General features: G+C 62.0%; 17 protein-coding genes and 2 tRNA genes. 10 read left to right on the forward strand and 9 right to left on the reverse strand.

Annotated features, from left to right (window positions below; all coding sequences use genetic code 11):
* Positions 1 to 255: 255 nt before the first annotated feature.
* The 5 genes from ABD283_RS10375 to ABD283_RS10395 form a co-directional block, all read right to left on the reverse strand.
* Positions 256 to 345: transfer RNA gene (locus ABD283_RS10375), tRNA-Ser, on the reverse strand.
* A gap of 56 nt (positions 346 to 401) precedes the next feature.
* Positions 402 to 881: a tRNA adenosine(34) deaminase TadA gene (gene tadA, locus ABD283_RS10380; protein ID WP_344224921.1), complete on the reverse strand. Its 480-nt coding sequence runs from the start codon at positions 879 to 881 to the stop codon at positions 402 to 404.
* Positions 882 to 888: 7 nt separating this feature from the next.
* Positions 889 to 1,551: a hypothetical protein gene (locus ABD283_RS10385; RefSeq protein WP_344224922.1), complete on the reverse strand. Its 663-nt coding sequence runs from the start codon at positions 1,549 to 1,551 to the stop codon at positions 889 to 891.
* 44 nt (positions 1,552 to 1,595) lie between these two features.
* Positions 1,596 to 2,870, reverse strand: coding sequence for an ABC transporter permease (locus ABD283_RS10390; RefSeq protein ID WP_344224923.1), 1,275 nt, complete (start codon positions 2,868 to 2,870; stop codon positions 1,596 to 1,598).
* The gene (locus ABD283_RS10395; RefSeq protein ID WP_344224924.1) at positions 2,867 to 3,772 is read right to left on the reverse strand and encodes an ABC transporter ATP-binding protein; all 906 of its coding nucleotides are present in this window, start codon (positions 3,770 to 3,772) and stop codon (positions 2,867 to 2,869) included. The genes ABD283_RS10390 and ABD283_RS10395 overlap by 4 nt, the downstream gene beginning before the upstream one ends.
* Positions 3,773 to 3,945: 173 nt before the next feature.
* Here ABD283_RS10395 and upp point away from each other — a divergent pair, with 173 nt between their 5' ends.
* From upp to ABD283_RS10410, 3 genes are all read left to right on the forward strand, one after another.
* Positions 3,946 to 4,581: a uracil phosphoribosyltransferase gene (gene upp, locus ABD283_RS10400; protein WP_344224925.1), complete on the forward strand. Its 636-nt coding sequence runs from the start codon at positions 3,946 to 3,948 to the stop codon at positions 4,579 to 4,581.
* Between the two features lie 335 nt (positions 4,582 to 4,916).
* Entirely contained in the window at positions 4,917 to 5,717 is an 801-nt protein-coding gene (locus tag ABD283_RS10405) for a winged helix-turn-helix domain-containing protein (protein WP_344224926.1), read from the forward strand.
* Between the two features lie 111 nt (positions 5,718 to 5,828).
* A complete protein-coding gene (locus ABD283_RS10410) occupies positions 5,829 to 6,350 on the forward strand; it encodes a SixA phosphatase family protein (RefSeq protein WP_344224927.1) in 522 nt (173 codons plus the stop codon).
* Positions 6,351 to 6,368: 18 nt separating this feature from the next.
* Here ABD283_RS10410 and ABD283_RS10415 read toward each other — a convergent pair whose 3' ends face one another.
* The 3 genes from ABD283_RS10415 to ABD283_RS10425 form a co-directional block, all read right to left on the reverse strand.
* Entirely contained in the window at positions 6,369 to 6,503 is a 135-nt protein-coding gene (locus tag ABD283_RS10415; protein WP_344224928.1) for a hypothetical protein, read from the reverse strand.
* An 18-nt stretch (positions 6,504 to 6,521) separates the two neighbouring features.
* Positions 6,522 to 7,619, reverse strand: coding sequence for a GmrSD restriction endonuclease domain-containing protein (locus ABD283_RS10420; protein WP_344224929.1), 1,098 nt, complete (start codon positions 7,617 to 7,619; stop codon positions 6,522 to 6,524).
* Between the two features lie 74 nt (positions 7,620 to 7,693).
* Positions 7,694 to 7,769: transfer RNA gene (locus tag ABD283_RS10425), tRNA-Arg, on the reverse strand.
* A gap of 267 nt (positions 7,770 to 8,036) precedes the next feature.
* Between ABD283_RS10425 and ABD283_RS10430 the strand changes: the two genes are divergently transcribed.
* The 5 genes from ABD283_RS10430 (at position 8,037) to ABD283_RS10450 (ending at position 11,623) form a co-directional block, all read left to right on the forward strand.
* On the forward strand, positions 8,037 to 9,899 hold the full coding sequence (locus tag ABD283_RS10430) for a phosphoenolpyruvate carboxykinase (GTP) (RefSeq protein ID WP_344224930.1): 1,863 nt from the start codon (positions 8,037 to 8,039) through the stop codon (positions 9,897 to 9,899).
* Between the two features lie 186 nt (positions 9,900 to 10,085).
* Positions 10,086 to 10,526, forward strand: a complete 441-nt coding sequence (locus ABD283_RS10435) for an ATP-binding cassette domain-containing protein (protein ID WP_344224931.1) — start codon at positions 10,086 to 10,088, stop codon at positions 10,524 to 10,526.
* Positions 10,527 to 10,541: 15 nt separating this feature from the next.
* Positions 10,542 to 11,243 carry a sugar ABC transporter ATP-binding protein gene (locus ABD283_RS10440; RefSeq protein ID WP_344224933.1) on the forward strand — a complete coding sequence of 234 codons (702 nt, stop codon included), beginning with the start codon at positions 10,542 to 10,544 and terminating at the stop codon, positions 11,241 to 11,243.
* Positions 11,244 to 11,390: a hypothetical protein gene (locus ABD283_RS10445; protein WP_344224935.1), complete on the forward strand. Its 147-nt coding sequence runs from the start codon at positions 11,244 to 11,246 to the stop codon at positions 11,388 to 11,390. It begins immediately after the preceding gene.
* Between the two features lie 77 nt (positions 11,391 to 11,467).
* Positions 11,468 to 11,623 (forward strand): hypothetical protein, encoded by a 156-nt coding sequence (locus tag ABD283_RS10450; protein WP_344224936.1) that lies wholly within the window; start codon positions 11,468 to 11,470, stop codon positions 11,621 to 11,623.
* Positions 11,624 to 11,760: 137 nt separating this feature from the next.
* Here ABD283_RS10450 and ABD283_RS10455 read toward each other — a convergent pair whose 3' ends face one another.
* Positions 11,761 to 12,129: a roadblock/LC7 domain-containing protein gene (locus ABD283_RS10455; RefSeq protein WP_344224938.1), complete on the reverse strand. Its 369-nt coding sequence runs from the start codon at positions 12,127 to 12,129 to the stop codon at positions 11,761 to 11,763.
* A gap of 361 nt (positions 12,130 to 12,490) precedes the next feature.
* On the opposite strand from ABD283_RS10455, the gene ABD283_RS10460 reads away from it, so the two are divergent.
* Together ABD283_RS10460 and ABD283_RS10465 are read left to right on the forward strand one after the other, a co-directional pair.
* Entirely contained in the window at positions 12,491 to 12,952 is a 462-nt protein-coding gene (locus ABD283_RS10460) for an RrF2 family transcriptional regulator (RefSeq protein WP_344224939.1), read from the forward strand.
* Between the two features lie 67 nt (positions 12,953 to 13,019).
* Positions 13,020 to 14,210, forward strand: a complete 1,191-nt coding sequence (locus ABD283_RS10465) for a globin domain-containing protein (protein ID WP_344224940.1) — start codon at positions 13,020 to 13,022, stop codon at positions 14,208 to 14,210.
* Positions 14,211 to 14,262: the final 52 nt, after the last annotated feature.

Below are 14,262 nucleotides of genomic sequence, written 5' to 3' on the forward strand. Positions count from 1 at the left end.
ATTCTGACCGACGGTAGGACTACGCGCCATCCAGGAGCTGCAGTCCCATCGACGGTAAGGCCACAGAACCGAGGATCCCCGGTCGTACTGTCGATCAGGGTGCAGATGCGCGAGGATTTGGGGCGGGCTGTCGATCACTGTGCACTCGGTCGAGGGTTTCCACGCCATGCGCCCGATGTGAACCTGGTGGTGGGCCTGCGGGCATGAAAAACGCCCGCTACCCCTGTTTGACTAGGGGCAACGGGCGATTTCGATTGGCGGTGACGGAGGGATTTGAACCCTCGTTGGCTTTAACACCAAACATCATTTCGAGTGATGCACCTTCGGCCGCTCGGACACGTCACCAGCTCGAAGTACTTTACCGTCAGGTTCCACCCGGAACCAAACTGTGCCAGCCGTGACTACTTGCGGTGGGCCTCGAAGAACTCCCGCAGCAGCCCGGCGCACTCGGCTTCACGGACCCCACCGGTGACCTCGACCCAGTGATTCAGGCGAGGTTCGCGGACCACGTCGAACACCGATCCGCAGGCGCCAGCCTTTGGATCCCAAGCTCCGAGAACTAGCCGCGGTACACGAGACAGCACGATGGCCCCGGCACACATGGCGCACGGTTCCAGGGTGACCACCAGGGTGCAGTCCTGGAGCCGCCACGATCCGGTGCGGGCTGCGGCGTCGCGGAGTGCCAGGACCTCCGCATGCGCGGTGGGGTCGCCGCACGCTTCGCGACGGTTATAGCCACGCCCGACGACGTCGCCCTGGGAGTTGACGACCACCGCACCGATCGGGACGTCCCCGCTCGCCACGGTCTGCTGTGCTTCTAATAAAGCCAGGTCCATCCAGCGTTCGTGCTGGATGGACCTGGCAGTGGGCGGTAACGCCATGTGTGACTTACCGGCGGCTGTTCTGCGCGAAGTACGCGGAGTTGGGAGTCTTGAACGCGGTCACGATCCACATGATGTTCACGACGACCGCGATGATCGAGATCACGATCAATACGATGCCCAGCCCGCCGTACATGAGCGCGCCGAAGATCCCGAACAGGTAGGACAGGATCGACAGAGCGGCGAAGACAGTACCCAGGATGCGAGCCCAGTTCTTGCCCTTGGCCAAGCCGCGGTAGACCAGGAAGTAGAGCAGCAGTCCGATGACCAGACCAGTAATCGTGCTTCCGACCCCACCGCTACTAGCAAATGCCTCTGCTTGTTCACTGCTCAGACCCTGCTCGCGGTAGAAAGCAGCAAGATCAGTGACGGAATTAGCGATGAGGCTGACGACTGACCACAGGATGTACAGCGCCGCGGACAACAGCGTCAGCTTGAGCAGCTTATCGAGCAGACCCGGGCGCTCCACCATGCCGGTGTACTGGTTCGGGTTGTACTCGGACGTACCGTATTTGCCGCCCTGCTGGCCGTAGCCGTGCTGAGGCGCACCCTGCGGATCCTGGCCGGGGCCCGGCTGGCCAACAGGGTTGGGCTGGCCGGGATTCGGCTGACCGGCGCCGGGCTGGTTGCCGTAGTCGGGGTTTCGGGGTTCATTGGGAGTCGTGCTCATGGGGAAGGTCCCTTCTTCTCATTGGTGCGAGTGGTGAAAGTGAATTACTCGTAGCGCAGTGCATTGATGGGATCCTGCCGTGCTGCGCGCATGGCGGGAATGGTGCCGGCCAGGAACGCGATGACCATCACGGACAAGATGATCAGTGCAGTCTGGATCGGGTCGAACAGGAACAGGCTCAAGCCCGGTAGGCCTTCCAACAGCCCGTTGGACAGTACGGAACTGATGATCGATCCGGTGGCCACGCCCACGGCGGCGCCGATGGCGGAACCGAGGAAGCCGATGAAGATGGCCTCGAGAGAGAACAGGCCGAAGACCTTGCCGCCGCTCATACCCAGGGCCTTCATCAGGCCGATCTCACGGGTGCGCTCCTGCACGGACATCAACAGCGTGTTCACGATGCCGAAGCCCGCTGCGAGCAGGGCGATGATCGCGAAGGAGTTCAAGATCCAGACGATGCCGTTGATGACCGCGCGGAACATGCCGAGCTGGTCCTCCACGGTCATACCCAACATGTTCTCGTCCGCGAGCTGGGACTTGATCTGACCGGCGTCGTCGATGTTCTCGATGTTGGCCACGGCCATGAAGTAGCTGTCCGGAACGTCGCGCTGAGACCCGGAGGTCTGGTAGTCGTAGAGCTTCTCGTTGAGGCTCGAGGACGGCATGGGGGTCAAGGACGCACCGGCCAAGGAGGCTTGCGAGACACCGGAAATGGTGACTTCGAAGGTTTCGTCATCGCCGGCCATGTTGGTCATGACCACGTCAACGGTCTTGCCCACGGCATCTTCGTTCGAATCGAAACCCAGGTCTTCGACCCAGGACGCGGGGACGATCATCTCGTCATCTTCTCGGGTGGGAATCTCGCCGGACTCGAGTTCGACGCCTTCGGCGTCCGAAGGCATGCCCAGCTGCAACTGGAACTGATCACCGTCAGGCGATTCCAGGTACGTGGGGGTGACCATGTACATGGGGTCCACGGACTCGACACCGTCGATGTTTTCGATGGTCTCGATGTCTTTGTTGCTCAAGCCGCTCATGGACCCGAATCCGGTGGACACGTTGGAATCCTCGGGGTCGTACTCCCGGGGCCCGTCGTCCTGGGGTTCGGTCTGATCCGCGACCTTCTGGACGTAAATGGAATTCTGATCGCCGAAACCGGCAACGGTCTTGTCGATGTAGTCGTTCACGCCGGTGCCCACACCCGAGGTGAGGGTCAGGGTGAACGCACCGATGAAGATGGCGATGACGGTCAGAATGGTTCGTGCTTTGGAACGGAACGTGTTTCCGATGGCCGTCCGCAGCAGATCGACAAACTTCACTCGGAGACTCCCTGCTGGTCGGAGGTGGACGGTTCGGCCGCGGGGGCTGCGTGGCGACCCGCGCGGCGGGGGCGGCGCGCTGCCTCGGCGAGCTCAGCGGCGTCGGCCTCGCTCAAGGTGATGAGCTGACCGGTCGCGGGTTCCTTCACGGTCACGGGGCCGCTCTCGCTCTGCTCGGAGTTGTTTCGCCCCGAGAACATGTGGGTCGCTGCGGCGGGGCTCGCGCTCTGATCGATTTCGCCGTCCACCAAGTAGATCTGGCGAGAGCAACGTGAAGCGAGGTCCGGATCGTGGGTGACCACCACCAGGGTGATGCCCTTCTCCTTGTTGAGCCCGAACAGGATGTCCTCGACCACGTCAGAGGTGGCGGTGTCCAAGTTGCCCGTGGGCTCGTCAGCGAAAATCACGGAGGGGTTATTGATCAGCGCACGGGCAATGACCACGCGCTGCTTCTGGCCGCCGGACAAGTCCGTGGCCTTATTGGAGGCCTTATCCGCCATCTCCAGCTGCTCGAGCGCTTCCAAGCCTCGGCGTTTGCGCTCCGCGGAGGAGACGCCGGCGATCTTCAGCGGCAACGTCACGTTCTCCAGAACGGTCTGGTTGGGGGTGAGGAAGAACTGCTGGAACACGAAACCGAACGCCGAATTGCGCAACTCGTTGAGCTGTTTGGCGTCCAGGTCGTTGGTGGGTTGACCCTTGAGCGCGACCACACCGTGGGTGGGCGCATCAAGGAGGGCAAGCAAATGCATGAGGGTTGATTTGCCTGAGCCGGACTTGCCAACAACGGCCACGGACTCGCCCTCGTTGATCTGCAGGTTCACGCCCTTGAGAGCATCGAACCTGGTTTCCCCTCTGCCATATATCTTGACCAGATTCTCGGTTTCGAGGACCGGAGCCGTCATAAGAGGCTGTTCCTTTCGGGGGCTGCAGCTGATGTACCAATGTGATTGGGTTCAAGTCTTTCGTAATGACGATAGGCCACGCATCCTACGACGGGTGGAAATTTCGCACATGACACCGCGATGCTCGGCCCCACTCCGGGCTGAATTCCGGCCGCCGGTGCTAGTTTGACCGTATGCGAGTCACCGTTTTGGATCACCCCCTGGTAGCCCACAAGCTCAGCGTTCTGCGCGATAAGTCCACACCGTCACCGGTGTTCCGGCAGCTGGTCGAAGAACTCGTCACGCTGCTCGCGTACGAGGCCACCCGCGAGGTCCGGGTGGAACCCATCACCATTCAGACTCCCGTGGCGGAAACCCAGGGCGTGGGGCTCTCCCGCCCCCGCCCGTTGGTCGTCCCCATCCTGCGAGCGGGTTTGGGCATGCTCGAGGGCATGACGCGTCTCATTCCCACCGCGGAGGTCGGCTTCTTGGGCATGGCCCGGGATGACACCACCTTGGACATCATCACTTACGCGGAGCGGCTGCCCGAGGACCTGACCGGCCGCCAGGTGTACGTGCTGGACCCCATGTTGGCCACCGGTGGCACCCTGCGTGAGGCCATCAAGTTCCTTTACCGCCGCGGCGCCGAGCAGATCACGTGCGTGTGCCTCCTGGCCGCGCCGGAGGGCATCGCGAAGCTTGAGGAAGAACTGGGTGACGCCGAGGCGAACCTCGTGCTGGCAGCTATTGACGAGCGTCTGGACGAGAACGCCTATATCGTGCCCGGCTTGGGAGATGCCGGTGACCGCCTGTACGGAGTGGTGGACTGAGACCGCTCTGCCGGTTGAGTTTTCGTTTTAGCGATACCGCGCGTCCCGGGTTCTTGACACGGCCTAAAAAATCTGATTTATACGTTCAGAGTCCAGATTGAGAACCCGGGAAAGCGCGGATTTCTGCGTTTTTGGGGGATTACTTGGCCTTGTATGGCCTGCTGAATAAGCGGCTCAAAAATGTGATTTAGGATACATTAAGCCCCATCTGTCTCATTATGTGAGAAGTAAGCGGGTTTGTTACTTGCCAGTCCGCGTGTTGTCGCACACGATGTGATTACGCCGCTTCCAGGAAACTCACGGATTCGGTGTCTCACGAGGCAGGGGATACTCACATGTCAGGTGCACCGGGTTACGTTCATATTTCTCAGCGGCATCGCTTGAGCGCCGCGCAGGCCGCAATGCGTTCGCGCGGACCGCATCGCGTTGCTGGTTCCGTGGAGGAATATCGAAACCTGCGCTCACTCACGGGTGACCAGTCTCAGGATTCTCGCCTGGAACGCCATGCGGTCACCGAGCAGCAGCCCACCGAAGCTCGTGGCTTCGTGATTTACGTGGGCGTGGATGAGCAGGCTGCAGCTGACCGCGGTATCAATCTGGTCCAGCTCGTCCAGGATGTGCGTGGCCACATCAACCAGTTGGTCCCTGAATCCGATTCTTACGCTGCCGTAGCGCTCGCTCCGATCAATGCTGAGGGCACCGATCTTGAGGTGGTTCGCAGTGCGCTGGGTGATCCCACGTGCGCGGATCCCGTGATCGAACCCATGGTTCCGTTGCCCACTCCGGCTTCCGGTTCCACCATTGACCACCAGCGCGTGGGTGTGTTGATCGACCTGTCCCGCCGCGAGGTGTTCCTGGACGGGGATCTGCTCAACCTCACGCACCGCGAATTCGAGCTACTCAACTACCTGGTGGAGAACGGCACCCGCACCGTGGGTCGCCTCGAGCTGCTGGACAACCTCTGGGACGACGCCGAGGAAGTCCCCTCAGAGCGCACCATCGACGTTCACGTGCGCCGCTTGCGTTCCAAGCTCGGTCGCCTGGCCAATACCGTGCGCACCGTGCGCGGTCAGGGTTACCGCTTCTACGACCACCCCGAAGTGGTCGTGTGGGCAGCTCCCGAATACTCGATCTGATCTTTTCGTAGCTTTTCCCACCACGCCGACGCCGCTCGCGCGCCTCACAAGGGCGACCGAGCGGCGTCGGCGTGGTTAAGGCCGCGAGGCGAGCGTGCCAGACTGGTGGGCATGGCACGCCACGATGTGAAGCACCTGGTGATCATGCGGCACGCGAAGGCGGACTACCCGCCCGGTGCGCTCGATCATGACCGTCCTCTGATGACTCGCGGGGCTCACGATGCTGCCGCGGCGGGGGAATGGCTCGCGCAGCAGTACACCCCGGACATGATCATGGTGTCCTCCGCGCTACGAACCCGCCAGACCGTCACGTGGGTGTGCAGCGAACTCGGGGAGAAAGCGCCTACACCGCAACTGGTGGACGAGCTCTACAACGCCCACGAGACGGCGATCATCGCCGCGGTCAATCACGCGCCGGAAACCGTGCGAACCCTCTTAGTGGTCGCTCACATGCCCGGGGTGCTGGACACGGTGTTGCGCCTGGCCTCACGTGATTCCGATGTGGACGCCATGATGGATGTCTCCGGTGGCTTTCCGACCTCCGGCGTAGCCGTGCTGGAAGTCCCGGGTGACTGGGCGCTGTTGGACGGAGGGGATGCGCGTTTGGTTCACTTCGAGGTGCCGCGCGGTTGACATCCGCAGCGGGTCTTTTCAGCCCAGCTCGGATGCGTACTCGGCCATGAGCGCTTCGTACGCCGGCCATTCCTGGGTGCTGATCCGACCGGTTTCCACCGTCTCAACCATGCGGTCCAGGCGATACTCCCAACCTGGGTCCATGTAGTTCACATCCAAGTCCGGCGCGAATCAGCGCCGGGGCTCGCACGCCACGCCGTCACCGTCGCCGTCCAGGCCGGCGCGATAACCGGGCTGCCCGGCATAGAGCGGAGCGAGACCAGCTGCGCGTGCCTCGGCGCATTTCGAGAAGTAGAGGTCCGCGGGTGCGGGCGGCGCCGGTGCCTCGGGCGCTTCCGGCGCGGGAGCAACGGGCTCGACGGCCTCGGGGACGCGGGGAGCGGGCTGCGGACTCGGGGGAGCGGCCGGGGTATCAGACGGCTCCGGAACCACCGAATCAACCGGAAGCGGTTGGTCTGGGCACTTGCCGAGCACCCGGTCCATGGCGTTCTTCTCCGCGTCCGTGACCCACAATTCGTAGCGGTGTTTCACAGCAATCTGCCGGGCCACGTACTCGCAGCGAAAATCGGTGGCCGGTGGCAGCCACGTAGCGGCATCGCCATCGCCCTTCGCGGAGTTGCTGGGCCCGTCCACGGCTAGCAAGTTCAGGGGATCGTTGGCGAACTCCGTGCGCTGATCTGCATCCAGGTTCTGCGCGCCCTTCTGCCACGCGTCGGACAGTGCCACTACGTGGTCGATCTGCACATCTGCACTGGTTTGGACACCTGACACGAAGTCGACATGCTCACCGGTGAAGGGGCTGGTCAGATCACCGCTGAGGACTTTGCAGCCCTGCGTTCCCGGTGCCACGGCTATCTCCGTGAGATCGCGACGCAAAATATCGTTGCGGGTGTCGCAACCATTGCGGTCCGTATCGGCCCAGCGCACCCCGAATTGCTCGCGTGAGTAATCGGTCTTGGGCGCGCGCCCCTTCACTACCAGCTCATCCAGGGCTGTCCTGGCGGGTCCCTGAGCAGCCTCGGGTCCCCGCGTCACCTCCGCGGTGGAGGTTGGCTGGGCAGTCTCCGTGGGTACAGGCTTGCTGGTTTCGGGAACGGTCGCGGGCGGCGTCGTACTCGATGCAGACGAAGACGACGACGCCGCTCCGGTCGCGGGTGCCGACGGCGCCGAATCGGGTGCGTCCACCGGAGCGCACCCGGCGAGCGCGCCAATCAGAGCCAGTGCAGCGAGCGCAGCGGGGCGAAACGGCGAACGAGGGGAAGCAGCCACGAGACCAACACCTATGAAATGGGGGGAAGACAAACAAGAAGCTCCGTATCGGAACCGATACGGAGCTTTTTCTTTGGTGCGCCCGGAGGGATTCGAACCCCCAACCTTCTGATCCGTAGTCAGATGCTCTATCCGTTGAGCTACGGGCGCATTTGCAACAACCGATGTGCTCGGCTGCAACGGGTAATAACTTACACCGGTCCAGCCCAAGTGCAAAATTCGATGCTCCCGCCAGTGGTGTGATGTAACCCTCAACTGGACAGGGCGTTGCCGCGATAGACTCACTGCACACGCAAAACCCTGCCGGAGCTAGTCCCCCGGAATCACTTTCAACGATGTCGTTGAGAGCCTGATCGACGGGCAGCAGCATCGCCGACCATGGGCGCGGCAAGACGGCCTCAACGAGGAGACATGTCAATGGCTGACAACACCACTGCAAGCACCGAATCCACCGGACTCAACCAGGCTGTGCGTGAAGCGCTCGACAACGCACCCACCACGCACCCGCAACTGTTGGAGTGGGTCCGCGAAATGGCGGAAATGACACAGCCGGACGCCATCCACTGGGCAGACGGTTCCGAAGAGGAATGGAACACGCTGACCACCGAGCTCGTGGACGCAGGAACCTTCGTTCGTCTGAACGAAGAGAAGTTCCCCAACTCCTTCGCCGCCTTCTCCGACCCGGACGACGTAGCCCGTGTCGAGGAGCGCACCTTCATTTGCACCAAGACGCCCAAGGGCGCCGGTCCCACCAACAACTGGGAAGACCCCGCCGTCATGAAGGAAACCCTGGTGAAGAAGTTCACCGGTTCCATGCGCGGTCGCACCATGTACGTGATTCCGTTCGTCATGGGAAGCCTGGACGCCGAGGATCCCAAGTACGGCGTGGAAATCACCGACTCCGCCTACGTCGTGTGCTCCATGCGCATCATGGCCACCATCGGCACCCCGGTGTTGGACAAGATGACCCGCGACAACGCGTTTTTCGTGGAAGCATTGCACTCCCTGGGTTCCCCGCTCGAGCCGGGTGAAGAAGACGTCCCGTGGCCCTGCAACACCACCAAGTACATTGTGCAGTTCCCCGAGGACCGTGCCATCTGGTCCTTCGGTTCCGGCTACGGCGGCAACGCCCTGCTCGGTAAGAAGTGCTACGCACTGCGCATCGCCTCCGCAATCGCCCACGACGAGGGCTGGCTGGCCGAGCACATGCTCATCCTGAAGGTCACCGACCCCGAGGGCGATTCCCGCTACATCGCTGCGGCATTCCCCTCGGCTTGCGGTAAGACCAACTTCGCAATGCTCGAGCCCACCATCGACGGCTGGAAGGCCGAAATGGTCGGAGACGACATCTCCTGGATTCGCTTCAAGGAAGGCCAGGCCCGCGTGGTCAACCCCGAGGCCGGCCTGTTCGGTGTGGCTCCGGGTACTGGCTGGACCACCAACCCCAACGCCATGCGCGGCGTGGCACGCGGCAACACCATCTTCACCAACGTCGCACTCACCGATGACGGCGGTGTGTGGTGGGAGGGCATGACCGATGAGGTCCCCGATCACCTCACCGACTGGAAGGGTAACGACTGGACCCCGGACTCCGGGCGCCCGGCCGCGCACCCCAACTCGCGCTTCTGCACCCCCATCAAGCAGGTCGACATCCTGGCGGACGAGTACGACGATCCCGAAGGTGTGCCGCTGTCGGCCATCATCTTCGGTGGCCGCCGCAAGACCACCGTGCCCTTGGTCTCCGAGTCCTTCGGTTGGGAGCACGGTGTCTTCCAGGGTGCAACGCTGTCCTCCGAGACCACCGCTGCCGCCAAGGGTGCCGTGGGTGTGGTTCGCCGCGACCCCATGGCCATGCTCCCGTTCATCGGCTACAACGCCAATGACTACCTGGACCACTGGCTGGACACCGGCGCGCGCGTTGGCGAGGAGGCCATGCCCAAGATCTACTACGTGAACTGGTTCCGTCGCACCGCAGACGGCGGCTTCGCATGGCCCGGCTTCGGCGAAAACTCTCGCGTGGTCAAGTGGATCGTCGAGCGACTCAAGGGTACCGCGGGTGGTCAGGAGACCCCCGTGGGCATCGTCCCCACCAAGGAAGACCTGGACCTCAGCGGCCTGGACATCTCCGACGACGAGCTCGAAGCTGCACTGCGCGTCGATCAGGAGGAGTGGCTGGCCGAGTTGCCGGGCATCGACGAGTGGTTCAACAAGCTCGGTGACGTTCCGGAAGTCATTTTGGAACAGCGTGCCGGTCTTGAGGAGCGACTCAAGAATTCCTGATTCGAACTGACACGCCCGAAGGGTCAGTGTCCCCATATGTAGCGACGCCGTGCACGCCATTCTTCACTTGAGTGGCGTGCACGGCGTTTCCATGTGTGTTTTAGTTAGCTACTGTGCGGTCCGTTGGGGGAAACTCCGTCAAGGAAGACAATGAGGCCGACTGGAATAGCAGGGGAGAGGCTGTCCTTGGAAAACATTTTGCAGGTCACCGGTCTGACCAAGAATTACGCTCATTTTCGGGCTCTCAAGGGCATCGATCTCACGGTGGGGGCCGGAGAGATTGTTGGTCTGGTGGGAGAAAACGGGGCGGGTAAGTCCACTCTGATTTCGTTGCTCTCCGGGCTCTCGCGGCCCAACGGGGGAGCCATGATCCTGTGTGGGGACAACTACACACCACAGAATGAACAGGATGCCCGATCAGCGGGCGTGGGTGCCGTGCACCAGCGCTTCGCGATGAACGGGTCCCTCACGGTGGCGGAGGCCATCGCGGGATTCGAGCACGGAGTCCACGGTGACCGGGAGTCGCTGCTGGAACGGGCCCGAGAGGTATTGCGTGACTCCGGGGTGGAGTTGGATCCGGAGGCCCACATTTCCTCCCTGATGCGCGCGGAGAAAGCACTCGTGTAGGTGCTGCGTGTTCGCATGGAGGACCCGCGCCTGGTGCTCATGGACGAGGTAGCAGCCACATTCAACGATCACGAAGTGGCCACCGTGCACGCCATGACGCGACAGCTGGCCAGTCAGGGTCGAGGCGTCATCTACATCACCCACCGCATTGATGAGGTGCGCTCCTTGGCCGACCGCATCGTGGTCATGCGCGAGGGCACGATCAAGGAAGAATTCGTACCCCGTGAAGTGGGTGCCGACCAGATCGTCTTCTCCATGCTGGAACGCGAACTCCCCGAGCGGGACCGGCCCGGCGGTCAGGAACACGAGGACGAGGCCCTGACCGTTCGCGGGTTGAGTACGGACAGCGGACTGAACGGCGTGGATCTCACGCTCCGCCGCGGAGAAGTCCTGGGCCTGACGAGTTTGCGCCGCGCCGGCATGAACGAGCTGGCCGGTGCCGTGGTGGGGGTTCACCCTGGTTCATACGCGCAGCTTCAGGTGTCCGGTAAAGACGTGGGCATTAATTCGGCGCAGGACGCCGTGGAGCTCGGTATCGGGTACCTGTTCGACAACGACGACGAGTTGAACGAGGCGCACGAGCAATCCGTGGCCCGCAGGCTGCGTCACGACGACCCGGACCCGGATGCGGGATTCGTCAGGGAAGTCACCGCACTGCGTGAAGTTGTCGCCCAGGTCAAGGCCTTGCACATCAAGACGCACGACATCCAGGGCTAAGTGGGCAAGTTGTCCGGCGGCGATCAGCAGAAGATCGCGCTGGCCCGATGGATGAGCACCGACTGCGACATTCTGATCCTGAATCACCCCACCCGCGGAATCGACGTGGGTGCCAAGGGCGACATCTACGACATGCTCCCGACCTGACCTCCAAGGGCACCTCGGTGCTACTGATCTCCTCGGAGATGTCCGAATTGTTGCAATGGTGTCACCGAATCCTGGTCATGCGTGACGGTCAGATCGTCAGTGAGCAGTTCAATGACCAGGCCACTGAAGACACCCTGATGGCTGCTGTGACGGGCGAGGAGCTGCCCGCCAGGGCGGTGCGTAAGCGGCGCGTGGCCGAAGAAGTCCCGCAGGAGAACACCGCTCACGACTGACCCTGACTCAGGACTGTCACCGGACCGGGCGCGAGCCTCCGGATCTCAAAGAACTGCGGCCCGCACTTTTGAGTACGGGCCGCAGTCGTGTGAACGACCCGGGTGGATGAATCCCGGGTCACCAATTTTGAGTCGGATCAGAGGGAAACGCGCTTGGACACGGTGTTGAGTTTGTGGCGTGCCAGTGCGAGGTTCGCGGTGTTGCGGTCCAGCACGAGGTAAACGAACAGTCCGCTGGTCTCTTCCGTGTTGAGCACGTTGATCAAGTGGTACTGGCCCTCGAGGGTGATCATGATGTCCTCGATCTCACCGCGAAGGTTGATGTCCTTCATGGTCCGCAGCTTGGCGCGGACCACGTTGGAGTTACCGGCCGCGGCAACGTTGAGGTCGAAGCCGGGGTTACCGCCGGAGGCAAGTGCCATGCCGCTGGAAATATCCACCACGGCGGCGCCGGTCGCGCCCTCGATGCTCAGCAGTTCCTGAATGAAGTTGTCCAACTGGGACATATCGATTGTCTCCCTACTAGAAGTTTGTGGTGCGTCGACAGGCGTTTGGGTAGGCCGGTCTTCGGCACGTGTCTTGCGAGAAGGCGACAGTGAAAAGGCCATGACCTATATCCCCCTATTGAATTGGTTCTAGCCTGCTGTCGCACCCCTTGGCCCCCAAAGCCCGGGGGGTTGCAGCTTTTTCAGCATACGAGGGGGTAACTGGCTCGCCCAGGGAAAAACACAAGCGTGGACTAGCCTGCATCGAGGTGTTAGTCGGATGGGGGACGAGCTCCGCCGAGGGAATTTTCCGTCGAAAGTAACGGTTACTCCAAGGTTGGCAGCGTTTAATAGATCCATAACCACATGAGGGGGCTGAATCGTGAAGCTAACTGCTTTTTCTGACATCGCCCTACGAGTGCTGTTGCTGATGGGCGGACTGCCCGAGGGCACTCTCTTGTCCACTCAACGTATTGCCGAGAGTGTCGGCGCCCCCTATCACCACGTGACAAAGACGGTGGCCAAACTGCGATCCATGGGGTTGTTGGAGTCGCAGCGCGGACGGGCCGGGGGAGTGAGCCTGACCGAAGCTGGTCTTGAGGCCAATCTGGGATCCGTCTTGCGGGAGCTTGAGGCCAATACCGCGATTGTTGAGTGTGAGGCGGACGAGGCTTCTTGCCCGCTCAATCACGGCTGCAAGCTGCGCGCGGCGCTCGCCAAGGCCCGGGAGGCCTTCTACTGCGAGTTGGACAGTGTGACCATTGCCGACCTGGTCAACGAGCGACAGGCTGGCAAGGTGGCGGTCAGTATTGGGTTGGCCCCGCCGCGTAACGCTTTCGTGTGAGACCTACATTACTCGTATTTGGGATGCTAGATTTCTTAGTGCAAGGTTTCCAAACTGAGGAGTAGCCGTGCTTTCCGAGAAGTCTCGTCCCATCATCGAACAAACTATTGGCGTGATCGCAGAGCGGATCCCCGCGATCACCCCCGAGTTCTACAAGTCCATGTTCAACGCCCGCCCCGATCTGTTGGACGGGATGTTCAGCCGCTCCAACCAGAAGAACGGCACGCAACCGCAGGCATTGGCGGGCTCGATCGCGGCCTTCGCCTCCCACCTGCTCAAGAATCCGGATTCCTATCCGGACGAGGTGCTCTCGCGCGTAGCTCATAAGCACACGTCGCTGGGCCTGCTGCCCGAGGAATATCCCACCGTGCATGAGCACTTGTTCGGTGCCATTGCAGCGGACCTGGGTGATGCCGCAACCCCCGAGGTTGTCGCAGCCTGGGACGAGGTCTACTGGCTCATGGCGGACGCCCTGATCAAGTTGGAGAAGGGTCTCTACGGCCAACAGGCCAATGACGTGATGTTCGCGCCGTTCAAGCTCATTTCCAAGGAAGAGATCGCCAAGGGCGTCATTGCCTTCGAATTCGAGCCTGCGGACGACACCCCGCTGACCCGCCCGATTCCCGGCCAGTACGTGACCATTCAGGTCAAGGTCAAGGACGGTATCCGTCAGCCCCGCCAGTTCACTCTGGTTCCCTCTCAGGAGGGCCACCGACGTGTGGTCATCCGAAAGGACCCGCAGGGCGAGGTCACACCCATCCTGCACGAGGACATCAACGAGGGTGACATCCTGGAGATCTCCAACCCCTACGGTGATGTGGTTCTGGATGAAGGTCACGGCAGCCTGGTCCTGGCCTCGGCCGGGATCGGCACCACTCCCATCGTGGCGTTCCTGGACAAGCTCGCCAAGGAACAGTCGCAGCGCAAGGTCACCGTGCTACACGCGGATCACTCCAAGGACCGTTGGCCGGGGCGCCAGATCATGGAGCGGCTGGTGGACAGCCTGCCCAACGCCCAGTTGATCACCTGGATGGAGACCCCCGGAGACGGCGATCACGAGGGCTTCATGAACCTTGCCGACATCGACCTTGACGTGGATGAGGACACCAACGCCTTCATGTGCGGACCCTTGCCCTTCATGAAGGGCCTGCGCTCACAGCTCATCGAGAAGGGAATGCGCGGCCGCAACATCCATTACGAGATCTTCGGCCCCGACCAGTGGATGCTCCACGACGAAGCTCGCATGGCCGATTCCTGAGCCTCGGCTCGTCGTTCTGATTCCCAGCACGACGTACGACGGCGCCGCACGA

The organism is Kocuria atrinae (assembly GCF_039531425.1).
Taxonomy (GTDB): Bacteria; Actinomycetota; Actinomycetes; order Actinomycetales; family Micrococcaceae; genus Kocuria; species Kocuria atrinae.